This is a genomic window from Ruegeria sp. BF6 (assembly GCF_056538665.1).
In genome coordinates this window covers 110,749-136,061 of the sequence record NZ_JBQFTN010000007.1, presented here as the reverse complement: position 1 = coordinate 136,061, position 25,313 = coordinate 110,749, and the positions used below count along the sequence as shown (strand labels likewise).

The 25,313-nt window shown below is 56.9% G+C and carries 29 protein-coding genes and 2 tRNA genes; 15 read left to right on the top strand and 16 right to left on the bottom strand.

Going from position 1 to position 25,313, the window contains the following annotated elements; all coding sequences use genetic code 11:
- Window positions 1-93: 93 nt before the first annotated feature.
- Window positions 94-1,896, bottom strand: a complete 1,803-nt coding sequence (locus tag ACR0IM_RS16105; protein WP_480596920.1) for a hypothetical protein — start codon at window positions 1,894-1,896, stop codon at window positions 94-96.
- On the opposite strand from ACR0IM_RS16105, the gene ACR0IM_RS16100 reads away from it, so the two are divergent.
- The 4 genes from ACR0IM_RS16100 to ACR0IM_RS16085 all read left to right on the top strand — a co-directional run bounded on the left by ACR0IM_RS16100 (window position 1,888) and on the right by ACR0IM_RS16085 (window position 5,320).
- Window positions 1,888-2,478 (top strand): hypothetical protein, encoded by a 591-nt coding sequence (locus ACR0IM_RS16100; RefSeq protein ID WP_480596918.1) that lies wholly within the window; start codon window positions 1,888-1,890, stop codon window positions 2,476-2,478. The two genes, ACR0IM_RS16105 and ACR0IM_RS16100, sit on opposite strands and share 9 nt — an antisense overlap.
- A gap of 536 nt (window positions 2,479-3,014) precedes the next feature.
- Window positions 3,015-3,782, top strand: coding sequence for a helix-turn-helix transcriptional regulator (locus tag ACR0IM_RS16095; RefSeq protein ID WP_480596916.1), 768 nt, complete (start codon window positions 3,015-3,017; stop codon window positions 3,780-3,782).
- Window positions 3,775-4,272 carry a hypothetical protein gene (locus ACR0IM_RS16090; protein WP_480596913.1) on the top strand — a complete coding sequence of 166 codons (498 nt, stop codon included), beginning with the start codon at window positions 3,775-3,777 and terminating at the stop codon, window positions 4,270-4,272. Before ACR0IM_RS16095 ends, ACR0IM_RS16090 begins: the two co-directional genes overlap by 8 nt.
- A 214-nt stretch (window positions 4,273-4,486) precedes the next feature.
- Window positions 4,487-5,320, top strand: a complete 834-nt coding sequence (locus tag ACR0IM_RS16085; protein WP_480682527.1) for an integrase arm-type DNA-binding domain-containing protein — start codon at window positions 4,487-4,489, stop codon at window positions 5,318-5,320.
- Window positions 5,321-6,145: 825 nt separating this feature from the next.
- On the opposite strand, the gene ACR0IM_RS16080 is transcribed toward ACR0IM_RS16085, so the two are convergent.
- A tRNA-Leu gene (locus ACR0IM_RS16080) sits at window positions 6,146-6,231 on the bottom strand.
- Window positions 6,232-6,903: 672 nt separating this feature from the next.
- Window positions 6,904-6,979 (bottom strand) — tRNA-Thr (locus tag ACR0IM_RS16075).
- Between the two features lie 182 nt (window positions 6,980-7,161).
- Between ACR0IM_RS16075 and ACR0IM_RS16070 the strand changes: the two genes are divergently transcribed.
- The gene (locus ACR0IM_RS16070; protein ID WP_480682526.1) at window positions 7,162-8,034 is read left to right on the top strand and encodes a hypothetical protein; all 873 of its coding nucleotides are present in this window, start codon (window positions 7,162-7,164) and stop codon (window positions 8,032-8,034) included.
- Between the two features lie 225 nt (window positions 8,035-8,259).
- On the opposite strand, the gene ACR0IM_RS16065 is transcribed toward ACR0IM_RS16070, so the two are convergent.
- Entirely contained in the window at window positions 8,260-8,529 is a 270-nt protein-coding gene (locus tag ACR0IM_RS16065; RefSeq protein ID WP_170445087.1) for a DUF2312 domain-containing protein, read from the bottom strand.
- Between the two features lie 161 nt (window positions 8,530-8,690).
- On the opposite strand from ACR0IM_RS16065, the gene ACR0IM_RS16060 reads away from it, so the two are divergent.
- Complete coding sequence (locus ACR0IM_RS16060; RefSeq protein WP_480593816.1) at window positions 8,691-8,909, top strand: hypothetical protein; 219 nt, start codon at window positions 8,691-8,693, stop codon at window positions 8,907-8,909.
- A gap of 9 nt (window positions 8,910-8,918) precedes the next feature.
- Here the strand turns inward: ACR0IM_RS16060 and ACR0IM_RS16055 are convergent, their stop codons facing one another.
- Window positions 8,919-9,134, bottom strand: a complete 216-nt coding sequence (locus ACR0IM_RS16055) for a hypothetical protein (protein ID WP_480593817.1) — start codon at window positions 9,132-9,134, stop codon at window positions 8,919-8,921.
- A gap of 244 nt (window positions 9,135-9,378) precedes the next feature.
- On the opposite strand from ACR0IM_RS16055, the gene ACR0IM_RS16050 reads away from it, so the two are divergent.
- Genes ACR0IM_RS16050 through ACR0IM_RS16035 form a run of 4 tightly spaced genes read left to right on the top strand, consistent with a single transcriptional unit; the run spans window position 9,379 to window position 11,569 of the window.
- Complete coding sequence (locus ACR0IM_RS16050) at window positions 9,379-10,242, top strand: MBL fold metallo-hydrolase (RefSeq protein WP_480682525.1); 864 nt, start codon at window positions 9,379-9,381, stop codon at window positions 10,240-10,242.
- 32 nt (window positions 10,243-10,274) lie between these two features.
- Window positions 10,275-10,697: a YeeE/YedE family protein gene (locus ACR0IM_RS16045; RefSeq protein ID WP_480682524.1), complete on the top strand. Its 423-nt coding sequence runs from the start codon at window positions 10,275-10,277 to the stop codon at window positions 10,695-10,697.
- Entirely contained in the window at window positions 10,697-11,128 is a 432-nt protein-coding gene (locus tag ACR0IM_RS16040) for a DUF6691 family protein (protein ID WP_480643550.1), read from the top strand. The genes ACR0IM_RS16045 and ACR0IM_RS16040 overlap by 1 nt, the downstream gene beginning before the upstream one ends.
- A 9-nt stretch (window positions 11,129-11,137) precedes the next feature.
- A complete protein-coding gene (locus ACR0IM_RS16035) occupies window positions 11,138-11,569 on the top strand; it encodes a protein tyrosine phosphatase family protein (RefSeq protein ID WP_480593821.1) in 432 nt (143 codons plus the stop codon).
- Between the two features lies 1 nt (window position 11,570).
- Here ACR0IM_RS16035 and ACR0IM_RS16030 read toward each other — a convergent pair whose 3' ends face one another.
- The 5 genes from ACR0IM_RS16030 to ACR0IM_RS16010 form a co-directional block, all read right to left on the bottom strand.
- Window positions 11,571-12,677, bottom strand: coding sequence for a FliM/FliN family flagellar motor C-terminal domain-containing protein (locus ACR0IM_RS16030; protein ID WP_480682523.1), 1,107 nt, complete (start codon window positions 12,675-12,677; stop codon window positions 11,571-11,573).
- A 78-nt stretch (window positions 12,678-12,755) separates the two neighbouring features.
- Complete coding sequence (locus tag ACR0IM_RS16025) at window positions 12,756-15,434, bottom strand: ATP-binding protein (RefSeq protein ID WP_480682522.1); 2,679 nt, start codon at window positions 15,432-15,434, stop codon at window positions 12,756-12,758.
- Window positions 15,422-15,736 carry a hypothetical protein gene (locus ACR0IM_RS16020; RefSeq protein WP_480593824.1) on the bottom strand — a complete coding sequence of 105 codons (315 nt, stop codon included), beginning with the start codon at window positions 15,734-15,736 and terminating at the stop codon, window positions 15,422-15,424. Before ACR0IM_RS16020 ends, ACR0IM_RS16025 begins: the two co-directional genes overlap by 13 nt.
- Window positions 15,733-16,113 (bottom strand): response regulator transcription factor, encoded by a 381-nt coding sequence (locus ACR0IM_RS16015; RefSeq protein WP_480593825.1) that lies wholly within the window; start codon window positions 16,111-16,113, stop codon window positions 15,733-15,735. The genes ACR0IM_RS16020 and ACR0IM_RS16015 overlap by 4 nt, the downstream gene beginning before the upstream one ends.
- Before the next feature lie 78 nt (window positions 16,114-16,191).
- Window positions 16,192-17,487, bottom strand: a complete 1,296-nt coding sequence (locus tag ACR0IM_RS16010) for a short-chain fatty acyl-CoA regulator family protein (RefSeq protein ID WP_480682521.1) — start codon at window positions 17,485-17,487, stop codon at window positions 16,192-16,194.
- A 205-nt stretch (window positions 17,488-17,692) separates the two neighbouring features.
- Here ACR0IM_RS16010 and ACR0IM_RS16005 point away from each other — a divergent pair, with 205 nt between their 5' ends.
- From ACR0IM_RS16005 to aat, 4 genes are all read left to right on the top strand, one after another.
- Window positions 17,693-18,229, top strand: a complete 537-nt coding sequence (locus tag ACR0IM_RS16005; RefSeq protein WP_170326802.1) for a LuxR C-terminal-related transcriptional regulator — start codon at window positions 17,693-17,695, stop codon at window positions 18,227-18,229.
- Window positions 18,230-18,379: 150 nt separating this feature from the next.
- Complete coding sequence (gene accB / locus ACR0IM_RS16000) at window positions 18,380-18,877, top strand: acetyl-CoA carboxylase biotin carboxyl carrier protein (protein ID WP_480643541.1); 498 nt, start codon at window positions 18,380-18,382, stop codon at window positions 18,875-18,877.
- 9 nt (window positions 18,878-18,886) lie between these two features.
- A complete protein-coding gene (accC, locus tag ACR0IM_RS15995) occupies window positions 18,887-20,236 on the top strand; it encodes an acetyl-CoA carboxylase biotin carboxylase subunit (RefSeq protein WP_480682520.1) in 1,350 nt (449 codons plus the stop codon).
- A 48-nt stretch (window positions 20,237-20,284) separates the two neighbouring features.
- The gene (gene aat, locus ACR0IM_RS15990; protein WP_480682519.1) at window positions 20,285-20,917 is read left to right on the top strand and encodes a leucyl/phenylalanyl-tRNA--protein transferase; all 633 of its coding nucleotides are present in this window, start codon (window positions 20,285-20,287) and stop codon (window positions 20,915-20,917) included.
- Here aat and ACR0IM_RS15985 read toward each other — a convergent pair.
- The 6 genes from ACR0IM_RS15985 to ACR0IM_RS15960 all read right to left on the bottom strand — a co-directional run bounded on the left by ACR0IM_RS15985 (window position 20,872) and on the right by ACR0IM_RS15960 (window position 24,621).
- Window positions 20,872-21,240: a DUF2155 domain-containing protein gene (locus tag ACR0IM_RS15985; protein ID WP_480682518.1), complete on the bottom strand. Its 369-nt coding sequence runs from the start codon at window positions 21,238-21,240 to the stop codon at window positions 20,872-20,874. The genes aat and ACR0IM_RS15985 overlap by 46 nt on opposite strands.
- The gene (gene mlaD, locus ACR0IM_RS15980) at window positions 21,237-21,689 is read right to left on the bottom strand and encodes an outer membrane lipid asymmetry maintenance protein MlaD (RefSeq protein ID WP_480593831.1); all 453 of its coding nucleotides are present in this window, start codon (window positions 21,687-21,689) and stop codon (window positions 21,237-21,239) included. Before mlaD ends, ACR0IM_RS15985 begins: the two co-directional genes overlap by 4 nt.
- A gap of 12 nt (window positions 21,690-21,701) precedes the next feature.
- Entirely contained in the window at window positions 21,702-22,085 is a 384-nt protein-coding gene (locus ACR0IM_RS15975) for an NADH:ubiquinone oxidoreductase subunit NDUFA12 (RefSeq protein WP_480682517.1), read from the bottom strand.
- 79 nt (window positions 22,086-22,164) lie between these two features.
- Complete coding sequence (locus ACR0IM_RS15970; protein WP_480682516.1) at window positions 22,165-22,527, bottom strand: RidA family protein; 363 nt, start codon at window positions 22,525-22,527, stop codon at window positions 22,165-22,167.
- Window positions 22,528-22,590: 63 nt separating this feature from the next.
- The gene (gene clpX / locus ACR0IM_RS15965; protein ID WP_058282413.1) at window positions 22,591-23,856 is read right to left on the bottom strand and encodes an ATP-dependent Clp protease ATP-binding subunit ClpX; all 1,266 of its coding nucleotides are present in this window, start codon (window positions 23,854-23,856) and stop codon (window positions 22,591-22,593) included.
- Window positions 23,857-23,988: 132 nt separating this feature from the next.
- The gene (locus tag ACR0IM_RS15960; protein ID WP_058282412.1) at window positions 23,989-24,621 is read right to left on the bottom strand and encodes an ATP-dependent Clp protease proteolytic subunit; all 633 of its coding nucleotides are present in this window, start codon (window positions 24,619-24,621) and stop codon (window positions 23,989-23,991) included.
- A gap of 305 nt (window positions 24,622-24,926) precedes the next feature.
- On the opposite strand from ACR0IM_RS15960, the gene ACR0IM_RS15955 reads away from it, so the two are divergent.
- Window positions 24,927-25,268 (top strand): ArsR/SmtB family transcription factor, encoded by a 342-nt coding sequence (locus ACR0IM_RS15955; RefSeq protein ID WP_480593834.1) that lies wholly within the window; start codon window positions 24,927-24,929, stop codon window positions 25,266-25,268.
- Window positions 25,269-25,313 lie beyond the last annotated feature (45 nt).

The window sequence follows — 25,313 nt, the reverse complement described above, 5'->3', positions numbered from 1 at the left end:
GGTTGAGGTGAAGCTGGGCCGAGGCCGCCCGATACGGCCTCGGCGTTTTCTTGAATGAAATCAGAGCCCGCACTGGGCGGGCTCTGGTCTCAGTTACACGTCGGTATCGTCGCTGGAGTAGCTCGACGACATGTTACCACCAACCATCGTTGTATCGACATCGTTGCCAAGAACGTTGGCGCCCATGACGATCGACTGGTTGAAGGCCGATGTATCGACCACTGCTGCAGCAGACGCATAGGATTCACCGTTCACAATGCCGTCGCCGCCATTGTTAGAACCCCATGTTCCTCCGTTTCCGCCGGCACCGCCATCACCCGAGTTTGCACCCGAAGCGTTGCCGCCGGTGTTCATGCCGCCTTTGGCGTCGCCAGCTTCAGCAAATCCATGCGCGTTACCGCTGGTTCCGCCGTAAGCTTGTGCGGCACCGCCGCCACCACCGATGCCGGATTCCGACATACCTGTGGCTTCACCGGTTCCGGTCGAGGTTGCGTCGTTGTCGGAGTCTGCTGCACCGCCGTAACCCGAAATCGCTTCGGACATGCTGTCAGCACTGCCATCAACGTCGGCAGTCGCGAAGACTTCGGCCAGGCCGCCGTCACCGGCAGTGTTGGTTGCATCAACAGATCCGGTACCAGTACCGTCCGATGTTGCATCCTGATCGACCGCGCCACCGCCGCCGCCAACACCGTCTGCCATCGCATCAGCGGATCCGCCAGCATCTGCAGTGCCATCGGCATCATTGAATCCGCCTTCTCCGGCATCGGAATCTGCGTCCTGATCGCCAACGCCGCTTGCATCGACTCTTGCGTCCGCGGGGCCACCATTGCCGTCGCCGCCGTCACCGTCGCCACCGGTACCTTCAGCGCCATTGCCGTCACCGCCGTTACCGTCGCCGCCGTCGCCGCCGTCACCGCGAGCGCCGTCACCACCGGTGCCTTCAGCGCCATTGCCGTCGCCACCGTCGCCGCCGTCACCGCGAGCACCGTCACCGCCGTTGTCGCCGTCGCCGCCGTCACCGCCGTTGCTGCTGTCGTCACGGCCTCGGTTACCGCCGTCACCGCCGTCACCGCCGTCACCGCCGTCACCGCCGTCGCCGCCGTCACCGCCGTCACCGTAACCGCCGTCACCGTAACCGCCGTCACCGTCACCGCCGTCACCGCCGTCACCGCCGTCACCGTAACCGCCGTCACCGTAACCGCCGTCACCGTAACCGCCATCACCGTCACCGCCGTCACCGTCACCGCCGGTTCCGTCTGTATGATTGGCTGCCAGACCACCAGCAAGACCCAGTCCGATGTTACCCGCACCGCTGTCGCCGCCATCTGCGTTGCCAGTCGACGTGTCGTTGTCGGCATCGCTGTCTTGGTCGGCATCCGCGTCCGAGTCATTGTCTCCACCGGAGGAATCAGCAGCATTGCCGGCACCCGACAGTCCAAGACCCAAACCAAGGCCAAGCGAACCTGCGTGTCCACCATCACCACCGGTGCCATCGGCATCTACATTAGAGTCACTGGCTTGGTTGGCCTCAGAATAGCTGTCTGCGTCACCGGTATCTCCACCGTCGCTATCGCCATCTGCTGAAGCTTCGGACTTGCCAACGCCCAGGCTCGCCGTTTTTGCATCACCCGAGTCGCCACCGTCACCTGCCGTTGCATCGGCACTGGCATCGCCCGTGTAACCGCCGCCAGCAACTGCTGTGGCACCGTGAACATAAGAACCCGCGTCGCCGGCTTCTGTCGAGCCACCATCGCCGGAATCGCCACCAACTGAGCTGGTTGAGATGCCCTCACTGGCTTCGGCATGTCCGCCGGACGCATCACCGTTTTGCTCAAACGAGCCGTAGTTTTCGACAACAGCACTGCCCAGCTCATCATTGTCTTGAAGATGCGCCATCTGGCTATTGAAGGATGCCATATCGTTGCCGGCACCATCCAACGAGACATCAATGTTAATGTCATCGCCTGGATCATAGTCGAAATCGCCACCAACGGTGATGACGTCATCTACCGAACCGCCGTCATAAACGTCGATATCTACGTGATCGTCGTCGCGGGGAATCCACTCGCCTTCGCCAAAGTCAATGTTGACAGAGTTCGAGTTGTCGTTGCTGTCATCGCCGCCGTTAGTGTTTTGCTGCTGCTGCTTTTGATGTTGATCCTGATCCTGATCTTGCTTCTGTTTTTGATCATTTTCGTTGTCAACGTTCGTGTCTTGATCTTGCTTCTGTTGCTGTTGCTGATCGTTATCGACGCTGTTGTCGTTCGTCTGTTCTTGCTCATTCAGATTTGCGTCGATTTCGGCTTCTTTAACGTTGATATCAGCATCGACGTCAACGTCAGCATTTTCGACGTTCACTTCGCCGATTGCCGTTATATCATTGGCTGGTTGATGATGGTTGCGTTTACTCATTTTGAAATTCCACTTTTTAAGCGCTCAACCGTCATTCATCTACAAAACGGCTATTGGCGCGGTTGAAACAAATTGAAGCATTCAGGCGCAAAACGCGCTTGAAGCGGTTTCGTTCAGTGAACTCGTTTCTCACCTTCCTTTCCCGGCTAAGCCGATGCGCTGTCCGCGGTATGAAAGATTCGCGTAAATTCACGATTCGCGGACACGTCAGGAATAATGCTTCCCAAATTGAAGCAGGATCATCGTTGCAGCAGGAAGGCGCCCTGAATAGCTGCTCTAAAGCATTAGACAGTCTTACTTAATTGTTTTTAAATGAAAATTTAGACTTTTAACTTGAGATGGCTGGCGAGAGCACGGAAATGTGGCCGAAGTTCGTCAGATCAGTTAAAATCCTAATTTTACTCTATTTTTACGAGAAGGCATTCAGAAAACCTACCCGAAAGTTCTAGTTCCAATCGGCTATTCGACACGGAATGTTGATGAAAAATAGACTTTCAGGTATAGTGGCAAGGTAACAACTGTTAATTTACTGATAATTACGCTTTGCGTTTTGTTTACGATTTCGCCGCAGATTGTGTGGCGTGGGTTTATAGGGGGAAATAATGAGCATTCCGTTGCAGGATAGTGTTGCCCAAATAAATGTTTGTTCCGAAGACTTCTCGATCAATTTCATCGGCAAAGAACTCTTCTTTTCAAATCAAACTCTTCGAAACGTTCACTCGGAATTCGGTGTATTCGCACATCGGTATGACGATATCGCAGAATTGAAATCTGTCGGATATGCAGGTTCGGTGGCCGGCAAAGTGGTGGTCATTGATCAGATCATGCTGGACGACTTGCTTGCTCGACCGCACGTCTATACCGCAGCTGCCGGGAACGGCTGCCTTGCCTTCGCTTACCGAAAAGAGGACGCCGCGCGTTCTTTGTTTGAAGCGTGGGACCGAGCGCAATTCGGCGATATTGGATATCTGCCGATGAATGTCGCGCCGGACGTGTGGCGTTCCATTCTTCGCTTGCTGATGCATGAAGAACTATATCTGCCCAGCTTTCTTGCCGATTGCGTTTCTGCTCCTTCGCCCCAGAACAAGCCATGCCTGTTAAAAGAAAGCAGTGTCGAACCGAAACTGGCACCGAAAGAGCCGCATCCGGTTTATTCTCGCCTGACGCGGCGGGAAAAACAGGTTCTACAGTTGGTCTCTAAAGGTCAGAGCAACAAGATCATTGCCGCAAACCTCGGCATTACCGAACATACGGTGAAACTGCACATGCACAATGTTGCGGGCAAAATCGGTGTCAGCAACAGAACGGCTGCAGCACAGTTTTATTTCGAAGTTGTAGCCGAAGAAACGCACGGTCAGATCGTTGACTGAAACGCTGGAAACCCGTTTTGACCGTCTGATCCTGCTGGTCGGCAGATTGAACTACATGTGGACCAACACTGAAAGCCTGTTGATCCACTTGATTGCTGGCCTGAGTGGCACCAACAAGGATGTCGCGGTCATTGTGTTCCTGACTCTCAACACCACACGTGCCCGGATTGACCTGGTCGAGCGACTTGCCAAGATGGAAGGACGCCCATCAGAGATACGCGATCCGATCCTGGAGCACACACAGCGACTGAGCAAACTGTCCTCAATTCGCAACCGGTACAATCACTGCATCTACTCGTTCGATGCTGAAAGCGGAAACCCCAAGACCATCCTAATGCGCATCGCGGACCGAAAGACCGACATAAAACTGGGGCGTGCAGATACTGTCGATGAAGAAGCCATTCAGAAAATCGAGGACGTTGTCGCGCAGCTTTCTGCCGCGAACCGCGACATCTGGCGCCTGATCAATCAGCTTGGATTTCCGGTGTAAAAAGATGACTGGTGCGGATGGCGGGGACAGAACCCGCAAGTCCCGGTACGAGGGATTTTAAGTTATTGAATCAATGGTATTTTTCCCCTCACTGCGCCTAATGAGGGTCCGCGGAGCCAAGGAAAAAAGACATCATCGTCTCATAGCATGTCCTGAGACCTGTCAGGACCTAACCGAAATCGGGCCTGAAACATGGCCTACGGAGACGATAGATATGACGATAAAACTCACGCAGGCCACTGTATCGCAGCCCACAGAAGATAACCCAGCGGGAACACAGATCTACGACAGCGAAGCGAAAGGCCTGTGTCTCATCGTGGGCAGGCGCGGCATCTCTTACAAGCATGTCTGGCGCATCAATGATGGCACCGACCGGTACGTGTCTGTCATGATCGGCAGAATCGATGAGGTGTCACTGCGCAGCGCCAGAGAACGCTCGGCAGAACTCAGGCTGGCCTTGCGGCGCGGTGAGGATCTGAGAGCCACGAAAGTCGCCGTACCGACCATTGCAGCTGCCTTTGAGCGCGATCTGTCAGAACGGTCAGATCTGAGTCAACAGTCGATATTGTGGTATCGGCAAAAGGTGGACGGACCGCTTAAGGCACTTCGTAAGCTGCCTGCGGATCGCATCGATCGCGAGACGGACCGATCCTTGCACGAGCGATTAACGAGGCGATCAGGATCCTACTGTGCAAACGGAACCATGCGTGTCCTCAAGCTGCTTCTGAACGACGTTGCTAGAACCCATGACCTTCCACCAAACCCTGTCACACGCGGCGTACGCATGAACAAGGAACAAGCACGAGACTGGGCTGTTGGTCCGGATGACATGCCGCTGCTCTGGCGCAGGCTGAACGCGACGGAAGATCGGATACGCCGCGTCTGCTGGTTGTTGATGCTGACCACAGGCCTGCGATCAGGCAAGGTGTTTGCCATCTGCAGAATGTCTTGCCAGAGCTGTGAGGCCAAAAATATCTTCGCAGTAGAGTTCCCCATCCCAGGAAAACTAGAAGAGACCAAAAAACTCGCGAAAGAAATTTCGCGCTGAGTTCACCTCCTAAAATCAAGTGATTTGCGGACAGGTAATTTACCGTCAACTAATGGTAAGACACTTATAGACGCCTCTGGTCTAACCAAACCTGCAATTTGTCAACATGTCAAAGCTGAGTTTGCAGACAAGGGCAGCGTGTTAAGTGCAATAAGTGAAACTCTCGAATAACGGCCGACTGAGGATGATCTTTCAAAGGCCATAGGGGATAGTCGAGCACTCCTAGGAGAAGTGGGCATTGACAATGCTGGCGGACATTTTGAGCGGTGACAAACTCCCCTACTCGATTTCCATAGTCGATGACCTACACTCTGACCCCCACGAAACAAAAAACTATGTGCCTTAGCTTCGCCAAAGTATGGTCGATTGATCCACTTGGTTGAGGGTTCAACCTACGATGAAATTGATGTGTACGTCCAAACGGGCGCTTTCTCACGGCATTTGGTAGCCCATAGTTCTGCAAACATATCTACGGGTGGCGGCGAGCTAGGATCGTAATTGAATATCGTTTAGATAGCCCGAGCGAATTACTAACCGATATCTTCAAAAACCACTTCGGGTCATATAACAATCAGAACTCGAACTTTGACATGGCCTTAACAGGTGGCAAACTGGACACGATACTGACAGGGATATCAGCGGCATACCTGCCAATCAACAGGGTCAATCTATGTTAGACCCAACGGCTGCGGCGCCGAGAGGTTTTCATCTGGCATTGGAGCGACCAAAATCTATAAATTCGAGCAGATTTAGGAGGAAAACCAAGGCTGGGATTTCCAAACTAGTGCGCAGCTCCACTTAGCAGAAAACCAAGTTGCGCAAATTTGGTACCCGCGGCCGGACTCGAACCGGCACGGCCTTCCGGCCCAGAGATTTTAAGTCTCTTGTGTCTACCATTCCACCACGCGGGCAAGCGTGTCGGGCCTATTTCGGGCCTGAAAAACTCCATACGGCCACAAGGCTATGAATACAATGCACTTTACGGGCGGAAACGAAGGATTTTTAGCCCCTTGCGTTTACCAGTTTCACCACATCCGCGCGACACCGAGATTTCACGGATGGTGACGCCTGGAACTCATACCGCCAACTATACTGATTGAAAAGCCGCTTAGCTGGCCTTTACGAGGAGAAACTGTCTAACGCTCTTCTTGAGACTGGAAAATATGAGCACGCGCTTCTTCGGATCCGTCTTTGGGAGGAAGAGCAGAGGTGAGAAGTTTTTCGACGGTTGCGACGGGATACGCCTGCCTTGGGGACGTGAAAGTTGACCGCCTTCATCAGAGCCGCAGAGGCAGCCGCAGGGCCTTCGTCACGACCGTAAGAGGGGAACAGTGGTATCCGCTTTGCGCCCTTTCTATATGGGCCCTGATGGAATCCCTGAGGCTGTCTGAGGTGCTTTTCTGGCTTGAAGCCTAGCCTTCACCAGCCACTCACGTACCTGTTCAGTCCTCTCATCACCCCCATAAACACTTGCCCCTTCACCATATTCTCACCTCTGTGAGTTAGAGGTGCCCTCATTTGTGTCCTAATTTCCGGGCTGATAACCCAATGAAATAAGGAAAAAAGGCTCTGAGGTGTTGAAGTGGTGCCCCCACACGGACTCGAACCGCGGACCTACTGATTACAAATCAGTTGCTCTACCAGCTGAGCTATAGGGGCACTTGGTGTCGATTACTTTCTCTTGTTGTGGACTGCAAGCCCATATTTTTATCTGAACTTAGGGATTGGCAGTTTTTCTGACTGCGCAAAGATCCTTCTGCGCAAACTGGCTTTGGTTTGACTGTTCTGGTCCCAGACGGTAACCCGGCAAGCGGGGCAAAAAGCAAGGACAAGAACCTAAAATGCAGATTGCTATCCACGCAGGCGTAGCTCTTACCGACGAGGGTCGGGTGTTAACCTCGTTGACAAAAAACGCATCCGCTTTGGCAACACAAGGCGTGGCCTTTTTTGGTCCGCGACGATACAAACGCGTGTTCAAACCAGCATTTGACGGGTTCGAAGTCGCCCCTACCGAGTTCTCGATCCAGAAGAAAATCAATGGCATTCTGCCCAGTGGGGGCACCCGACGTGCAATCTACACCAGCGCCAGTTTTGCAGGTGAACCTGAGTCAGCGCTGCGGGATGGGCATTTGTACCCTTTCGCAGGCCGCAGAATGGCATTGCTGGAACAGGGCTTCCACGACCACGAGGTTGAGCTCTTCATGGGACTTAGAAATCCGGGCAGCTTCGTCCCAAAACTGCTGATGTCACTGCCAGAGGAAGCACGCACCGACGCAATTCGGGATACTGATCTGAGCTGCCTAAGCTGGATTGGCATGATTGAAGACATCCGGGATCTTGCACCCAGTGTTCAGATTACTTTGTGGAGCAACGAAGACACCCCCTTTATCTGGGGTGACATCATTCGCGCTTTGGCTGACCTTGACGAAGACACGCCCTTGCAGGATGAGCACGAATTGTTGCTTTCTTTGCTGGATGAAGCCGGTCAGAACGAAGTCCTCACGCTGACCGATCAGGATGCGGGGCAAAGCAAGGCGAGCCTGCACGAACACATGGCTCGTATATTCGACAATCACGCGCAACCGGAAGAAATCGAAGAAGAACTGGACCTGCCCGGGTGGAGCACCGAAATCGTAGACGCATTTTCGGAACTTTATGAACAGGATCTAGAACGGCTTGGCGCAATTCCCGGAGTTCGGGTTCTGCAACCCTGATCGCGCTTTTGGGGGCACCGGCGTTCTGAAGCCGTCACTGTGCGGACATCCGACTTGAGGCCTTACCTGTATCACGCACGACCGACAGAAATCTCGAAGCAATCCGCGCCTACTTCAAGGCCGCCGCGGCCAGAAGAAGAAATCCTGTGGCGCGTGCCCCGGATCAACGCAATCCCTGCGGGGCACACATGATTCGCACGTCTGAAGGTTCTCGTCAGGCGAGCTTCAGCTCATGCCCAACGCTTCTTTATACATTTCCAGCACGGCCTCTTCCTCGGCGATATCGTCTTTGTCGCGTTTACGCAGAGCGATCACCTTGCGCATGACCTTGGTATCGTAGCCTCGGGCTTTGGCCTCGGCCATCACCTCTTTTTGCTGTTCCGCCAGATCCTTCTTTTCCGCATCCAGTCGCTCGAACCGTTCGATGAACTGGCGCAGCTCGCCTGCGGTTACGCGATAGTTGGCAGAGGCCTGATCTTCGGTCATGTCATCCATTTACGTCTCTCCCAGAGGTAGATTTCTGTTGCTATACAGCGGGCAATATGCCGGATACATCGCTGCCGCCCGCGCCGCAAGCGCCCAATCGCAGGCGGGCTTGTGTGAGCGGGGGTTCTCGGCTAAGCGCAAGTGAACGTGACAAGCAAATGTGGGGAACCATGTTCGAATTCATCACCTGGGGCGGCGCCGCCCTGTCGCTTGCCGGGCTTGTGGGCCTAGTCTGGTGTATTGGACACGTGATGAAAGCGCGCAAATCCGGCCTCTCGGACGAAGAACTGCGCGCTGTTGTTCAGGGTGTTCTGCCGTGGAATCTGGCTTCGTTATTTCTGTCAGTGATTGGCTTGATGGTGGTAATCCTAGGGATTTCCTTTGGCTAACCGACCAGCTTAGACTGGCAGGTTATCAAAGCGCGCCTCCATGGCATCTTCACACAGGGCTGCATCCAGTTGCCGCAAGCGCGATGGTATATGTATACCTTCCTGACGCATCCGTTCGATCACCTTGGTTACACTTGGCTGAAGGGCAAGTCGCGTATCCAGACACGCGCCGTTGAGTTTTTTTTCAAGTTGCTCAGCTTCTGAATATAAATTGATTGACGACATCTCCATCCTCCCAAATGTCTTCATTTACTCCGATTTATGTGACCATTTTAAGACCCGCCCAGATTACCAAAAAATAGCGCGGGAATCCGCCGATGAGCCCTGCCGTTCCGGTTGTCCAAAAGCGAATTGACTAGATTTTACTCATACTGAGACTTCCTTGCCTTGACCAGCATCAAATTACGCATGTTGATTATAATATATTCCATAATTAATATATGAAATAACTACACCGGTGGAGGGCTACATGACACCCATTGTGAAAGCGTTTTTCGACCCCGAGACCTTTACGGTTTCCTACCTCGCGCAAGAACCCGAAGGCCTTTCCTGCGCGGTTATCGACAGTGTTTTGGATTTCGACCACGCCTCGGGCCGCACCAGCACGCGCTCGGCCGATCAGATCATTAACCATGTGCGGAAGAACAATCTGCGGGTCGATTGGATATTGGAAAGCCACGTCCACGCCGATCATCTGTCAGCGGCCCCCTATTTGCAGCAGGAACTGGGCGGTAAAATCGGTATCGGTGACCAGATCGTCACCATTCAGGAAACCTTCGGCAAGATCTTCAACGAAGGCACCGAGTTTCAGCGCGACGGTAGCCAGTTCGACGCCCTTTTTCGCGAAGGCGACAGTTTTCACGTTGGGCAGATGCGCGGTGACGTGCTGCACACGCCCGGTCATACACCGGCTTGTCTGACCTATGTGATCGGCGATGCAGCTTTTGTCGGCGACACCCTTTTCATGCCGGACTTCGGCACGGCGCGCTGCGACTTTCCCGGTGGGTCCTCTGCATTGCTGTATGACTCGATCCAGAAAATCCTGGCGCTGCCGGATGAAACGCGGGTTTTTGTCGGGCATGACTACAAAGCACCCGGGCGTGATGAATATGCCTGGGAAACGACAGTCGGCGAGCAGAAGGCGCTGAATGTCCACATTGGCCAAGGCCGCTCGATCGAGGAATTTGTCGAGATGCGCGACGCCCGGGACGCGACACTGGCCATGCCGCGCCTGATCCTGCCATCACTGCAGGTCAACATGCGCGCAGGGCAAATGCCTCCAGCGGATGAACACGGCGACGTGTTTCTGAAGCTGCCCCTGAACAAACTCTGAATTACTGGCCGCAGCACAGCAAAGGACACGAAATGCATACAGACTGGATATGGGGCCTTGGCGGAGGCCTTCTTATTGGGCTTGGCGCGGCCGTTTACCTGCTGGGCAACGGGCGCGTCATGGGGGCCAGCGGAATTTTGGGAGGGTTGGTCGACAACAGCGACCGGTCACTGGAAAGGCTGGGTTTTCTGGCAGGCGTGATCGGAATGCCCCTGTTGCTGCGCCCCCTGCTCTCTCCGGCACCCGAGACACATCTTACCAGTAATATCGCCGTGGTGATCCTCGCCGGTCTGCTTGTGGGGGCCGGAACGCGCATCGCCAACGGATGCACGTCCGGTCACGGCGTCTGCGGGATATCGCGCTTCTCGCTGCGCGGCATCGTCGCCACCCTGATCTATATCGGGGCCGGAGTTGTGACGATTACCTTGTTCCGTCATGTTTGGGGGGTGATCTGATGCGCGCACTGATTTCCCTTCTTTCAGGATCACTTTTCGGCGCAGGTCTGCTGCTGTCCGGTATGACCGACACGACCAAAGTACAAGGCTGGCTGGATTTTTTCGGGCACTGGGACCCAACGCTTGCCTTCGTGATGGGCGGAGCAATCCTGCCAATGCTGATTGCCTGGCGATTGACGACCTATCGACGCCCCCTAGCCGGCGGACAATTTCCGCAACCCGCCACACCAGAACTGGACCGCCGTCTAATCCTGGGTTCAGTGCTGTTCGGGATGGGCTGGGCGCTGGCGGGACTATGCCCCGGGCCTGCCCTTGCCTCGCTCAGCTTTGGTGGCGTTGGTGGTGCCGTCTTTGTGATTGCCATGCTCGCGGGAATGTACGCGGCACCAACTCTGAGCGCGCAACTGGACAGAGTCGCAAAGGCGGCCTAATCAATTGCCATGGAGATTCGCCCGATTACCCCCCGCTACGCCGTCTCGCCGCAAATCACGGTCGAGGACGTTCCAGCCATTGCTGAAGCTGGCTTTGTCAAAGTGATCTGCAACCGGCCCAATGTCGAAGTTCCGGTGAATATGCAATCGGATGCGATCGGTGAAGCAGTACGTGCCGCCGGACTGGAGTACGAAGTTCTGGAGCTGACCCACCAGACCATGACACCCGCGAATGTAGCCCTGCAACGCGAGCTGGCCGAAAGCTGCAACGGGCCGGTTCTGGCCTATTGCGCCTCGGGCACACGGTGTTCTGTGGTTTGGGCGCTGGGTCAGTGTGATCGGATGAGCACCGACGACATTCTGGATGCCACCACCAAAGCGGGTTACGCACTAGAAAACCTGCGCCCGACCCTTGACCAAATTCGCGGCGTAACCGGTTGATTTAACTACGACCGCCTGAATCTGTGTCCGATTGCTTCAGGCCGGCAAGTTGCGATATCTCGGCCACCATCCGGTCTGAATCGGTGAAATTTAGGTTGGACTTGAAATCGACTGTTACCCCTGGATCGAACGTAGTCTGTATTTGCGATAGTTCCGTTGGCGCGGGCAAGCCCGGATCAGATCGCGGCGTTGTGGTCGAGCTAGCCTCAAGAAATTCCTCAGCATCAGATTGGGTTAACGCCGCCAGCGGCGCGTATTCGTTCAGACGTACCGCGCGCATCCCTCCGCATTTTCCCAACCGGCCAATTGCAGCACGGTTGCGATCAATTGTCAGGACTTCTGCACGTTCCAGCTTTGCCCCCGTCAGCGGCAGAACGTCACCCAATTTGAGGTGAGACAGAGATGCCAGAGGCAGCGACATGCGGCAGATCACCGTGTTCAGTTCGGCCCGCAATACCCCCGACGCATGTTCAAGATTTGGGCCCGTGCCGCCTTGCGTGACTTCGCCGGTATCCTCTGCGGTTCGGTCCGGCAGGATCACGGAAATCTGCCCTTGCCGCAAACCACCACCCAGTTCGACGGTCAGGTCAAACACCCGATACGCGTCTTCGACCATGGCCAGCGACAACGTGCGCAAATCAGCAAGACGGGCGGCAAATTCAAACCCCGACAAGCTGGATTGATCCAACTGTGCTTCAACCAAATTGACTGCGCGCGCCAAAGCATCTTCGATAAAAGGTGCCACCATTGCCCCATCCGTGTGCGTGAACGCGCGGGGCGAGGGTGCGTCCGCCATCACCTCGCCAATGGTTTGCACCTGAACGATGGCCGAAACCGCACCCAGATCCATGCAGACGGCCGCAGACATCCCGTCACCGTCGACAAACTGCAACAGCAGCCAGTCTTCCCCGACCTGTTCCGTCAACACATCCGACGTTCGGTGGTATTGTCTGGCGCCGATCACGACCATGGGCAGCTGCAATCGGTCCCCGGCGGCCCGGGCAAAGGCTAACCGCAGCGCCCGCAGGATCGAACGCGGCTTGTCACCTTGTTCTTCCTGCCCCACTGAAAGCTTGCGCGCCAATGCTGCGCTGACCGTTTGCGTCATGCCCCAATACCGCTTGTGATTGCTGTATCCGACATTCGGTCTAACCCGGTTCAGGTTACGAATGTCTTTACAACCCTGTCACTGCGCCGCCTGTTGATAGGCTATTGGCAGTCTGACACGAAACGCCGCCCCGCCCTGCCCCGGCAGATAAGTGATTTCTCCGCCCAAACGCTGCATGATCTCACGGCAGATCGCCAGGCCCAACCCGGCGCCGCCAGCCTTGTCAACGCCCACGCGGGCAAATTTCTCGAACACCATGGAGCGGGCCTCGGGCGGGATGCCACTACCATTATCGGCGAAATCAATCACCACCTGCCCGCCGACATCATGGGCCGAGATCGTCAGCACAGGCTCATCGGCGTCACAGTATTTTTGTGCGTTGGAAATAAGGTTGATAAAGACCTGCCCTAACCGGTCCAGATCGGTTTGCAGCGGGATACGTTCAGCCGTTTTCGAGCGCCGCACCGTAAGGTTCCGGTTCGAGCCGGCCAGCGCGCTGGACACAGCCCGATCCAGCACCGAGCGCAGCGTGTCGTCACCGACATTCAAATTCACCCGCCCGCTTTCCAACACGCTCAGGTCCAGAAGGTCGTCCAGCAACCGGGTCAGGCGCAAGGCTTCGTCGTGAATGATCGCGGCATAACGCGTCTGCTCTTCCCCACTCAGCCCCTCGGTATCGCGCATGATCTCGGAAAACGCGCGGATTGACGTCATGGGGGTGCGCAGTTCGTGACTGACCTGGCTGAGGAAGCTGTCTTTCTGTTCCGAGATTTGCGTCAGCTTTGTGTTTGCCTCACGCAATTGCCGCGCGGTTCGGCTTAGTTCTGCGGATTTCACTTCCAGCTGGCTGGAGTATTCCAGAAGTTGCGCGGATTCATCTGCCACGGCCAGCAGGTCCTCGACCGACACCGAAGAGCCGCCGACGATCTGACCGATCATCGCATGGGCTGTCGCCGCCCCAACAGAGCCGCTCAACTCGCGCTCAAGCCTTTCCAGAAACACGGGGGTGGGTTCCGGCAGGCTGGAACGCCCGCCCTGCTGTTCCGCCTCGGCCTGAAAGAACTCCTGCGCGGGGCCTGCGCCCAGTATCCGCTGGGTCATGATCATCAGGTCTTCGCTTTGCGCAACCGAGCCAGACCAGCCGCGGGGCGCGACAGAATGATCGAAGACGTTGACGAATTGGGCCCCCTGCAGGCGCTCCAGCGGGCTGGGGAAACTTAGCAACGAGGCGATGCAGAATGCGATGGTGTTGAGGGACAGTGACCACATCACGGTATGAACCATCGGGTCCATCCCTTCGATCCCGAACAGGGCCTGCGGGCGCAACCAACCAAGACCGAACGGGCCGTTTTGCAGCACCGTCTCGGGCATCAACACTCCGTCCATCCCTGGCAGTAGCAAAGAGTAGACCCAAAGCAGAAACCCTACCGTCAACCCTACCAGGGCGCCGGTCCGTGTTGCCCCACGCCAGAACAGGCCGCCGACCAAAGCGGGTAGAATCTGGGAAACCCCGGCAAAGGCTATCAACCCGATCGAGGCCAGGGCCGCGCCGCCGCCGGACAACAGGTAGTAATAGTAGCCCAGCGCCATGATCACCGCGATTGACACACGTCGCGCCAACAGCACCACGTTCCTGACATCACCGGATACGGAACCTGACCCTTCCTGCGTACTCAGCCAGATCGGCATGACCACGTGGTTCGAAACCATCGTCGAAAGCGCCATGGCCGTCACGATGACCATGGACGTGGCCGAAGAAAAGCCCCCGATAAAGGACAGCATCGCCAGCCAGTCATTGCCCTGAGACAGTGGTACGGTCAGCACGAACAGGTCCGGGTTCGAACCTTCGGGCAACAGGTCCAGACCAACAACGGCAATGGGCACCACAAAAAGGCTCATCAACAGCAGGTACAGCGGGAAAGCCCACGCGGCGGTTCTCAGATGCCCCTCATCTGCGTTCTCGACCACCATCACCTGAAACATGCGCGGCAGGCAGACAAAGGCCGCTGCGGACAGAAAGATGAAAGTGGTCCAGCGCCCCGCGTCCACGTTCCATTGTCCGATCTCGGACGCATCGATGCGGTCCATCATTGGCCCGACGCCGCCCGCGACACCCCAGACCACAAAGGCTCCGACCGCAAGCAGGGCAAATAGCTTGACCACCGATTCCAGCGCAATGGCTGTGACAACCCCGTGGTGGCGTTCGTTGACGTCCAGATTGCGGGTGCCGAACAGGATGGCGAACACGGCCAGCCCGGCCGCAACCCAGAACACGCTGGAGCCTTCACGATAGAGGCCGGAGGGGTCAGCCTCGGCAAAAATCGAAAATGACAGAGTGATGGACTGCAGCTGCAGCGCGATATAGGGGGTGCCGCCCAGCACCGCCAGAATGGTCACGCAGATTGCCAGCGTGTTGGACTTTCCATAGCGGGAGGAAATCAGGTCGGCAATCGAGGTCACCCTCTGACTGCGCCCGACCCGCACCAGTTTGCGCAGACCCCACCACCAGCTGATCATTACCAACGTCGGGCCCAGATAGATCGTGACGAACTCCAGCCCCGACCGCGCGGCGTTGCCGACAGCACCATAAAACGTCCACGCGGTGCAGTAGATCGACAGCGACAGCGTATAAATCAACGGCGATCGCAGCCATGCCCCCCGCCCGGCGGCAGCCATTCTGTCGGCAGCAAACGCGACGCCGAACAGCAGAACAACATAGCCCAGGCAAACCAGAATCAGAATGTTCAGCGTTGCCATCGGTCCGTCTCGGGTTCGGATTCATCGTGGGTCCCCATGCGTCTGGCGGCAAATCCAAACACCAGACTGGCCAGGATCATCGCTACCCAGCAAGTGAAGATGTAAAAGATCGCAGAAGACAACGACACGCCCTCCTGCGTGTCTTGACCATCGGGCCATAACAACGGGATGGCCACTAAGGCCGCGCCCAGAAAGGGCAGCAGTCGGGCGGCATCCGACAATCTGCGGCGACGATAGCTCTGCCGCTCTAGAAACAGCGAAGGCCGGACGCCCGTAGGCTGACGGTCTTCGTCCGAACTCATGACTGCGTTGCCTGCGCGTGCAGGTCCCGCACAGCAGTCAACATCTCGGTATTGGAAAACGGCTTGGTCATGAAACGGCTGACCCCGGCGTTTTCGGCCATCTCCCGATCCCGGGACTGCCCTCGGGCGGTCAGCATCAGAACCGGCAGGTTCTGCATACCGTCCACGTCGCGCAGGTCTCGTAAAATCTCCATCCCGCTTTTGCCCGGCAGCATCACGTCAAGAATAACAAGATCCGGATTTGCGCCCTGAATAACCTGCAGTGCGTCGCTGCCTTCGGCGTGCGTTTCAACCTGCCAACCCTCACGTGTCAGCAGGAACCGAATGGCCTCGGCAATGTTCGGCTCATCCTCAATTAGCAGAACCTTGCGGCTCATGATTATCTGTCCTCCCCGTGACGGGTCGTAAACTGATCGACCCGTCTCTGCCAGCTTACGCGTTCTGTCAGGAATCTGTCAAAAACCTTCGCTCAGAATCGACGGTTCACGACGGGATGCGCAATCGCTGCTGGGGCAAACCCTGCAGCTGGGACCAACCCGGGCAACCACTTGATCATCCTGCGCAACATCCTCGACCGACCGCACCAACATTATCGAACGATAGACCGGCCCGTCATCAAAGCCGGTTATGTGCTGCGGCCACGCATAGGCGTAGCAATCGAACACCGCCGCAGTCCGCCCAAGCTGTACGATGCGTTTGCGGATGGGGACCAACGGCCGGTTCAACGCCTGAAACAGCGGCCACAGGGGGCAGGCCTCACCAAAGCGCGGCATGGCAAAACCAGTCACGGATTTGCTGAACAGAATACTGCCGGAGGCATCGCACACCACGAGCCCAGTCGGCCGCCCAAGATACCCGCCCGGCAGAGTCGCCAACCGCCTTAGTACCGTTGCAACGTTAACTGAAAACCGCGCCGCCAGTTGCAGCGGGTCCAGAGGGGCCTCAGCTAGCGCAGCCTGCAGTTGGTCCAGTGGTATTACCCGGGCATCCGCGGCGTAAACTTTGAGAAAGTCGCTGGTCAAGGTTCTTGCCGCGCTCGAGTCCAGATCACTTAGGTCAATATCAACTTCCCCTCCGCCCCTTTCGATCTCGGGGAAATGGTGCTCGTGCGCCTCGAAAAACGCTTCAACATCTTCCAACGGTACGCCGCGGTGATCGCCGTCAGAATCGCTTTCATCCAAAAAAGCGACCAGCGACTTGGAGCTTTCAGCCAAACGCTCAGCATCCTGGTGTAGGTTGCTGTGAAAACGGTCCTGCCATTCGGGTTCGATGTCCTGCGTGTCCGCTAGGATCGCAGCGGTTGACCGAATCGCAGCAGCGGTCGACAGAACCTCGTGCATCGAGGCCGCCAGGTGCGGGTCGTGAGTCAAACGGTCCGACAACGTTTCCACGGTACGCTCCAACGACACGACCCGGCGGTGCATCTGCGCCAACACCCCCGCCCATCCGGGAAACCGCCCGGCGAACTCCTCGAGCCCGTCCAGTTCCGCCTGCTGGCCAACGGCATCGGCCGCGGCCTCGCGCAGCGCCGCTATCAACGTGGCCTCGACCCCCCGCGTCAGAACCGACGGTTCCACGGCCAGCGTTGCCGCGATATCGACCAGCAACTTGCCGCCAATCCGGCGGCGATTATGTTCGATAAGGTTCAGATATGACGCTGAAATCCCGACCTGACGCGCAAGTTCCGCCTGCCGGAGACCGGCAATCTGACGCCTTTCCCGAATACGGCTGCCTGTCAGCGTATCGCGCATGTTCTCACCGCTTCCAAAGCGAAACCATAGGATATTAACCTCAACCTATTTTCAGAACTCTTGATTTATTTCTATAGGTTAAGCCGTAGTTTTCATAGGTCATTTACAATCTTGACAAAACGCGATCGCCCGATGCGGGCAATGTCCATGCAGAATCTGCGCGGGCCCCCTTCTATTTCTGCTGAAATCCCGGCACGATAGCCGCATGAGCGATCCCGCCTTTGAATATGCACCAATTGGGCTTGTCGAGTTGGAGAACCGGATCATCCGGCGCTGCAATCTGCAGTTCGCCCGAACCTTTGGTGGTGAGGCCGCCGACTACCGCAACATGCCCCTGTTGCACCTTTATCCGTCAGTGGCGGACTGGGAACGTATCGGTGCACGCAGCCTGCAGGTGATGCGCGACACCGGTTATTACACGGACGAACGCGTCATGCGGCGACGCAACAGCGACCTGTTCTGGTGCCGCGCGCGCGGACGCTCACTGACCCCCGACGACCCGTTTCGCCACGGAATCTGGAGCTTTTCAGACATCTCGGAAGAACGCCCCTTGGTCGAACTGACCGCGCGCGAACGCGAGGTCGCGATCTTGTCCTGCCGCGGCCTGTCCGCCAAGGAAATCGGAGCCGAACTGGACCTCAGCTATCGCACGATCGAGGCCTACCGCGCCCGCCTTTTGGAAAAATTCGGGGCCCGCAAACTGCCCGAACTGGTGGCGAAACTATCGGGAATGCCGCTGTAATCTCCTTTCCCCTCGAAATCTTCGTTAAAACCGCCATCTGACAGGCCCAGACGCGCTTTTCATGGCCGGGCGCATGGCTTATAACGCTGCGTAATCAGACCAAAGCCCGCATGGAACAGACGGGCCAAAGGGGAACCGTCGAGGACACTCATGACAGACACCAAACACGAAGCGGATGTGGCATTCATCAAGGCACTGGCCGAACTGCTGCGCGAGAACGACCTGACCGAGTTGCAGGTCAAACGCGAATATGGCGAGGAAGACAGCCTGAACGTGCGCGTTAGCCGCATGAACCAGGCCGTAGCCGCTCCGGTTCAAGTCGCGGTTCCGGCCGCCGCACCGGTCGCACCGGCTGCCGCACCGGCACCTGCCACCGCTGAGGCACCCGCAGCGCAGGAAGATCCGGCCAGCCACCCCGGGGCTGTGACCTCGCCCATGGTCGGCACCGTGTATATGCAGCCCGAACCCGGTGCGCCCGCGTTCATCTCGGTTGGTGCATCAGTATCCGAAGGCGATACGCTGCTGATCGTCGAAGCAATGAAAACCATGAACCACATCCACGCGCCCAAGTCCGGCACCATCAAGCGCATTCTGGTGGGTGACGGCGACGCTGTAGAATTCGGCACCCCTCTGGTCATCGTTGAGTAAGGCGGTCCAATGTTCGACAAGATCCTGATTGCCAACCGAGGCGAGATCGCCCTGCGCGTCATCCGCGCCGCGCGCGAGATGGGGATTAAGACGGTCGCCGTCCACTCCACCGCCGACAGTGACGCGATGCATGTGCGCATGGCTGACGAGTCGGTGTGCATCGGCCCGCCGCCCAGCCCGCAAAGCTATCTGTCCGTGCCCGCGATCATTTCGGCCTGTGAAATCACCGGCGCGCAAGCGATCCACCCCGGCTATGGCTTCCTGTCCGAGAACGCAGAATTCGTGCAGATCGTCGAGGACCACGGCATCACTTTCATCGGTCCAACCGCGGAACATATCCGCATCATGGGCGACAAGATCACCGCCAAGGAAACCATGAAGGCGCTGGGTGTGCCTTGCGTTCCCGGTTCGGACGGCGGCGTGCCCGATCTGGCCACCGCCAAGAAGATCGGTGAAGAATTCGGCTATCCCGTCATCATCAAAGCCACCGCTGGCGGTGGCGGGCGCGGTATGAAAGTCGCGCAGAGCGCGGGTGAGATGGAAAGCGCTTTCATGACCGCCCGCGCCGAAGGCAAAGCCGCCTTTGGCAATGACGAGGTCTATATCGAGAAATACCTGACCACACCTCGCCATATCGAGATTCAGGTCTTTGGCGACGGTAAGGGTAAGGCGGTCCACCTGGGTGAGCGCGACTGTTCGCTACAGCGCCGCCACCAGAAGGTATTCGAAGAGGCTCCTGGTCCCGCCATCAGCCCGGAAGAGCGCGCCAAGATCGGTAAGGTCTGCGCCGACGCCGTGGCCAAGATCAATTATATCGGCGCGGGTACCATCGAGTTCCTGTATGAAAATGGCGAGTTCTACTTCATCGAGATGAACACCCGCCTGCAGGTGGAACACCCGGTAACCGAGGGGATTTTTGGCGTCGATCTGGTGCGCGAACAAATCCTTGTCGCCGCTGGTGAGGACATGTCGTTCGGTCAGGACGATCTGGAGATCAACGGTCACGCCATCGAGGTTCGGATTAACGCCGAAAAGCTACCGAACTTCTCACCCTGCCCGGGCAAAATCTCGGCCTATCACGCGCCGGGAGGTCTCGGTGTGCGGATGGATTCGGCTCTGTATGACGGGTATTCGATCCCGCCCTACTACGATTCTCTGATTGCCAAACTGATTGTTCAGGGCCGTGACCGGGCCGAGGCGCTGGCGCGTCTTGAACGGGCTTTGGGTGAACTGATCGTGGACGGCATCGACACCACCGTACCGCTGTTCCACGCCCTGTTGCAGGAGCCCGACATCCACAGCGGCAACTACAACATCCACTGGCTGGAGCGCTGGCTTGCGGAGAATATGGCCAAATAACTCAGCGGGGTCGAAGGGTGCCAACCCTTCGACCTTCGGGCATTCTGCATGAGCCTTTCCCCGGAACTCTTATTGCACGGATACTCCATCGGCATTTTTCCGATGGCAGAGAACCGCGACGCTGCAGAGCTGTTCTGGGTTGATCCCAAATTTCGCGGTATCTTTCCCCTCGACGGCTTTCATGTTTCGCGTAGCCTTGCGCGCCGTATCCGCAAATGCGGGTATTCAGTAACGATCAATCAGGACTTTGCCAGGGTCGTCGATGGCTGCGCGGATCGCGCAGACACTTGGATCAACGCCGAGTTGCGGGACCTTTATCTGCAAATTCACGACTTGGGCCACGCGCACTCGCTTGAGGTGTGGGAGGCCGACCATCTGGTTGGCGGCGTCTACGGTGTTGCACTGGGAGCTGCATTCTTTGGGGAAAGCATGTTCTCGCGCCGGAAGGACGCGTCAAAAATCGCTCTGGCCTATCTGGTGGATCGCCTGCGGCAATCCGGGTTTCAGTTGTTCGATACGCAGTTTCTGACTGCGCATCTGGCGTCATTGGGTGCGATTGAAATTCCCCGAACGCAATACCGGCGGGATCTGGATGACGCGATCAGCGCGAGCGCAGATTTTACCGCACCACTGGATCAGTCACCCGAAGGGGTTATACAGCGGATTACCCAGACGTCGTAACGCGCGTGATCCAGTGCGTTCAGCGCCGGCGATGTGGCAATCATCCAACCATCAAACAATTGATCCGGCTTGCCTTTTTCCCAGATCGTCAGATAGGCAAAAGCATCACCGGTCGGGTTCTCAGCCGGGTACCGGCATTCCCCAAGCGCCACGTCCAGACCAAAAACCGTTGTGGTCTCGCCGTTCTGCATTTCCACATCTACGGTCTGGCCATTGACCTTATCCAAGCCCCGCAGGATCGCCCCGGGGCTTGACTGCGCCTTTTGCTGTGCAACTGCGCCCGTGGCGGCCAGCAGCGCCGCGATCAGGGCAAAACACCTCATTCGCCGCCGTCCCCGGCCACGAATTTGACCAGCAGCGAGATCAGGCTTACAGCGCCTTGCGTGTCTTCGACCTGATCGCCGGGCTCAAAATAGAACGGAGAACCGCCCGGCATCACTTCAACGAAATTACCGCCCAGCAAACCTTCGGACGAAATGACGATGGCGCTGTCATCAGGCACCTGGATGCCGTCCGCAATCGAGAATGTCGTGTCCGCGCGATAGGTGTCCGGGTTCAGAGTTACGCCCGTTACAGTGCCGATCTTTACCCCGGCCAGACGCACGTCTGTGCCCACACCCACACCTTCGAGCGAGCGGAAAGATGCCTCAAGCTGATATCCAGCGGCACCCTGCGACAGGCCGGTGGACTGGCTGGCATAAACGCCAAAGGCTACGGCGCAGGCCAGAACGGCCCCACCGACAAGAACTTCGGTAACGTTATAGGTCGACATTGCTCGCCTCGTCTATTCCGGGCTCCAGGCCTCGTAATCCGTGCGCTTGACCGGATCTTGCCGGCGTAATGACCCCGCAGGGGTATAAGCCAGAGCTGTGCCCGTCAGGTTCTCCTGATGCGGTTTTTCCCAGAACTTGTGCTGCAGCGGCTTATCGGTCGGCGGCTCATCCCAAGTGCGGTGCAACCATCCGTGCCAATCGGGGTCGATCCGGCTAGCCTCGGCTTCGCCGTTGAAAATCACCCAGCGCTTGCTGTCGTCAGCATTGCGGTAGAAGATATTGCCTTCGTTGTCTTCACCGACTTTCTCACCTTTCCGCGCAGTATAGATCTGCGTGTTCAAGGTGGCCCCGTTCCACCAGGTCACGGCCCGCAAAAGACTGTTCAGGATACCCATCGGCTGCCTCCGACATTTCTGTTCCTGCAGATATGGACCAAAGGTTCGCCAAGGTCCAGTGCCACTAGGGCCGCACCTGCTATTCCGGCGAATATGCCGTTACCTCGATTTCGATCCGATATTTCGGGTCGATCAAACCGCATTCAATCATCGTTGTGACCGGGGGGTTGTCACCGAAATACTCCCGCAGAATCGGCCAGCAAGGTTCGAATTCTGACCGGTCCGGAAGCATGTAGGTCACGCGCACAACGTCGGCAAAACTTGCCCCGGCCTTGGTCAGTGCCTTTTCGATCGTTTCGAGTGCGGAACGGCATTGAATGACCACATCATCACCCTGCCCGACCGTTCCGGCGACATGAACCCAACCACCGGCAACCACCGCGCGGCAATAGCCGATTTTGGCCTCAAATTCTCCGCCTGAGGATATGCGTTTGATCGTCATAGTGCGCCTCACATGAAAACGGCGCGGTCAGTGCCGCGCCGTGATTGGTAATTCGGTTTGGACTTATCCGGCCGAGGCTGATTCAGCCGCATCCGCGTAGATGATCAAAGGCTGCTTGTCGGACGACACGGCTTCTTCGTTGACCACAACTTCGGTCACGTTCTTCATGCCCGGCAGTTCGAACATCGTATCCAGAAGGATATCTTCCAGGATCGAACGCAGACCACGCGCACCAGTTTTCCGTTCGATGGCTTTCTTCGCAATCGACTTCAGCGCATCGTCGGTAAAGGCCAATTCGGCATCTTCCAGTTCGAACAGGCGCTGGTACTGCTTGACCAGAGCGTTTTTGGGCTTGGTCAGGATGGTGACCAGAGCATCCTCGTCCAGATCTTCCAGCGTCGCCAGAACCGGTAGACGTCCGACGAATTCCGGGATCAGGCCGAACTTCAGCAGGTCTTCCGGTTCGAGATCCTTAAAGATTTCGCCCACGCCGCGCTCATCATTGTCGCGCACATCGGCGCCAAAGCCCATGGCCGACCCCTTGCCGCGCTGCGCGATGATCTTGTCCAGACCGGCAAACGCACCACCGCATATAAACAAGATGTTCGTGGTATCCACCTGTAGGAATTCCTGTTGCGGATGCTTGCGGCCGCCTTGCGGCGGCACACTGGCCACAGTACCTTCCATCAGCTTCAACAGAGCCTGTTGCACGCCCTCACCCGACACATCGCGGGTAATCGAGGGGTTCTCGGACTTGCGCGTGATCTTGTCGACCTCGTCGATATAGACGATGCCGCGCTGCGCACGTTCGACGTTGTACTCGCTGGCCTGCAGCAGTTTCAGGATGATGTTTTCGACATCTTCACCCACATAACCGGCTTCGGTCAGCGTGGTCGCATCCGCCATGGTGAACGGCACATCCAGAATTCGTGCCAGCGTCTGCGCCAGCAAGGTCTTACCGCAACCGGTCGGGCCGATCAGCAGGATGTTGGACTTGGCCAACTCGATATCGCTGCCCGCTTTCTGGGCATGGTTCAACCGCTTGTAATGATTGTGAACAGCAACAGACAGAACCCGCTTTGCCGTGGCCTGACCGATCACATAGTCGTCCAGAACTTCGCAAATGTCCTTGGGTGTCGGAACACCATCCGAAGATTTCAGCCCACTGGCCTTCGTCTCTTCGCGGATGATGTCCATGCACAGTTCGACGCATTCATCGCAGATAAAAACGGTCGGTCCAGCAATCAGCTTGCGCACCTCATGCTGGCTTTTGCCGCAGAAGCTACAGTAGAGCGTGTTCTTGCCGTCGCCGCCTGAATTCGTCGCCATGTTCTACCTTTCGGGCTTCGTCCCTGCGGTCCCCCTCGGACCGCTTGCCGCCTATTGGTGCAGCTTAGGCCAGCACCGAGACGGCTACAATCTCAAAATGCGCCTCCGCACAACGCGCACAGAGGCTCAACCTTAGGCCTCGTCACCGTCCATTTTGGCGCGGTTTTCGACGATTTCGTCGATGTGACCCCAATCTTTCGCCTCTTCCGGGCTCATGAAATTGTCACGATCCAGCGCCTTTTCAACCGCCTTTTTGGTCTGGCCGGTATGACGCACGTATATGTCATACAGGCGATCCTTCAGCTTCTGCGTCTCGGCCGCATGAATCATGATGTCGCTAGCCTGACCCTGATAGCCACCGCTGGGCTGGTGCACCATGATGCGGCTGTTGGGCAGCGAGAACCGCATTCCCTTCTCGCCACCGGCCAGCAAAACTGACCCCATCGAAGCCGCCTGACCGATGACCAATGTTGAACATTTCGGCTTGATATACTGCATTGTGTCGTAAATCGACAAACCGCTGGTCACAACACCGCCAGGCGAGTTGATGTAGATCGAGATTTCTTTGCTGGGATTTTCCGCCTCGAGATGCAGCAGCTGGGCAACGACCAGATGACTCATCCCGTCATGGATCGGCCCGTTTATGAAGATGATCCGCTCTTTCAGAAGGCGCGAGAAGATATCGTAGGCGCGTTCGCCCCGGCTGGTCTGTTCGACCACCATCGGGACGAGCGTATTCATATAGGTATCAACTGGATCGAACATTCTGAACCTGCCTGCTTTGCTATGGATCGGGACATTACCCGAAGAAACGTTACCCAAGTCTTAGTGTCGCCACAGGGGGGCTGCAAGGGGGACCGGAGACTTCATGCCCTGCAGCCGGAATTTGAGTGTTGAACCTGCTCTTTCGTAACCAGTTCGGACAGCGCCACACAAATAGACGCCCTCACATCACATCATTTTGATTCATGCATATGGAAATACATGCGCAAAATATGTAATCAAGGCTCTCAACTCTGAGAACCCGCACTCAAAGCCCGCTCTGTTTTCGAGCAAACAAGGAAAAAACGATGGCCCTTCCCCAGCTTTCGCAAGATATGCCTCCCGAGTCGTTCGACAAGATGGTTGAAAACGCAACGCGCGCGTCGAATTTCCTAAAAGCCATCAGCCACGAAGGTCGCTTGATGATCCTGTGCCATCTGGTGTCAGGTGAAAAATCAGTAACCGAGCTAGAAGGGTTGCTGTCCGCCCGTCAGGCGGCCGTGTCCCAGCAGCTGTCCCGTTTGCGCCTTGAAGGTCTGGTAACGCCACGCCGCGAGGGCAAGGCGATCTACTATCGTCTGGCGGATGACCGCCCCCGTCGCTTGATCGAACTGATCTACGATATGTTCTGCGGCGAAGACAAAGGCTGATTGCACAATCCTGTCGCGTTCTGATCGCCGTGCTTGGTTCGGCGA

Bases quoted from the DNA above. Each gene is read 5' to 3' on its own strand.
- accB (WP_480643541.1), top strand. From the start codon at position 18,380: ATGACAGACACCAAACACGAAGCGGATGTGGCATTCATCAAGGCACTG.
- ACR0IM_RS15985 (WP_480682518.1), bottom strand. From the start codon at position 21,240: ATGAGGTGTTTTGCCCTGATCGCGGCGCTGCTGGCCGCCACGGGCGCA.
- ACR0IM_RS15975 (WP_480682517.1), bottom strand. From the start codon at position 22,085: ATGGGTATCCTGAACAGTCTTTTGCGGGCCGTGACCTGGTGGAACGGG.
- ACR0IM_RS16040 (WP_480643550.1), top strand. From the start codon at position 10,697: ATGCGCGCACTGATTTCCCTTCTTTCAGGATCACTTTTCGGCGCAGGT.
- ACR0IM_RS16085 (WP_480682527.1), top strand. From the start codon at position 4,487: ATGACGATAAAACTCACGCAGGCCACTGTATCGCAGCCCACAGAAGAT.
- ACR0IM_RS16065 (WP_170445087.1), bottom strand. From the start codon at position 8,529: ATGGATGACATGACCGAAGATCAGGCCTCTGCCAACTATCGCGTAACC.
- ACR0IM_RS16050 (WP_480682525.1), top strand. From the start codon at position 9,379: ATGACACCCATTGTGAAAGCGTTTTTCGACCCCGAGACCTTTACGGTT.
- ACR0IM_RS15955 (WP_480593834.1), top strand. From the start codon at position 24,927: ATGGCCCTTCCCCAGCTTTCGCAAGATATGCCTCCCGAGTCGTTCGAC.
- ACR0IM_RS16010 (WP_480682521.1), bottom strand. From the start codon at position 17,487: ATGCGCGATACGCTGACAGGCAGCCGTATTCGGGAAAGGCGTCAGATT.
- ACR0IM_RS15960 (WP_058282412.1), bottom strand. From the start codon at position 24,621: ATGTTCGATCCAGTTGATACCTATATGAATACGCTCGTCCCGATGGTG.
- ACR0IM_RS16070 (WP_480682526.1), top strand. From the start codon at position 7,162: ATGCAGATTGCTATCCACGCAGGCGTAGCTCTTACCGACGAGGGTCGG.
- ACR0IM_RS16055 (WP_480593817.1), bottom strand. From the start codon at position 9,134: ATGTCGTCAATCAATTTATATTCAGAAGCTGAGCAACTTGAAAAAAAA.
- ACR0IM_RS15970 (WP_480682516.1), bottom strand. From the start codon at position 22,527: ATGACGATCAAACGCATATCCTCAGGCGGAGAATTTGAGGCCAAAATC.
- ACR0IM_RS16020 (WP_480593824.1), bottom strand. From the start codon at position 15,736: ATGAGTTCGGACGAAGACCGTCAGCCTACGGGCGTCCGGCCTTCGCTG.
- ACR0IM_RS16030 (WP_480682523.1), bottom strand. From the start codon at position 12,677: ATGACGCAAACGGTCAGCGCAGCATTGGCGCGCAAGCTTTCAGTGGGG.
- ACR0IM_RS16095 (WP_480596916.1), top strand. From the start codon at position 3,015: ATGAGCATTCCGTTGCAGGATAGTGTTGCCCAAATAAATGTTTGTTCC.
- mlaD (WP_480593831.1), bottom strand. From the start codon at position 21,689: ATGTCGACCTATAACGTTACCGAAGTTCTTGTCGGTGGGGCCGTTCTG.
- accC (WP_480682520.1), top strand. From the start codon at position 18,887: ATGTTCGACAAGATCCTGATTGCCAACCGAGGCGAGATCGCCCTGCGC.
- ACR0IM_RS16045 (WP_480682524.1), top strand. From the start codon at position 10,275: ATGCATACAGACTGGATATGGGGCCTTGGCGGAGGCCTTCTTATTGGG.
- clpX (WP_058282413.1), bottom strand. From the start codon at position 23,856: ATGGCGACGAATTCAGGCGGCGACGGCAAGAACACGCTCTACTGTAGC.
- aat (WP_480682519.1), top strand. From the start codon at position 20,285: ATGAGCCTTTCCCCGGAACTCTTATTGCACGGATACTCCATCGGCATT.
- ACR0IM_RS16105 (WP_480596920.1), bottom strand. From the start codon at position 1,896: ATGGCGCATCTTCAAGACAATGATGAGCTGGGCAGTGCTGTTGTCGAA.
- ACR0IM_RS16060 (WP_480593816.1), top strand. From the start codon at position 8,691: ATGTTCGAATTCATCACCTGGGGCGGCGCCGCCCTGTCGCTTGCCGGG.
- ACR0IM_RS16100 (WP_480596918.1), top strand. From the start codon at position 1,888: ATGCGCCATCTGGCTATTGAAGGATGCCATATCGTTGCCGGCACCATC.
- ACR0IM_RS16005 (WP_170326802.1), top strand. From the start codon at position 17,693: ATGAGCGATCCCGCCTTTGAATATGCACCAATTGGGCTTGTCGAGTTG.
- ACR0IM_RS16015 (WP_480593825.1), bottom strand. From the start codon at position 16,113: ATGAGCCGCAAGGTTCTGCTAATTGAGGATGAGCCGAACATTGCCGAG.
- ACR0IM_RS16035 (WP_480593821.1), top strand. From the start codon at position 11,138: ATGGAGATTCGCCCGATTACCCCCCGCTACGCCGTCTCGCCGCAAATC.
- ACR0IM_RS16025 (WP_480682522.1), bottom strand. From the start codon at position 15,434: ATGGCAACGCTGAACATTCTGATTCTGGTTTGCCTGGGCTATGTTGTT.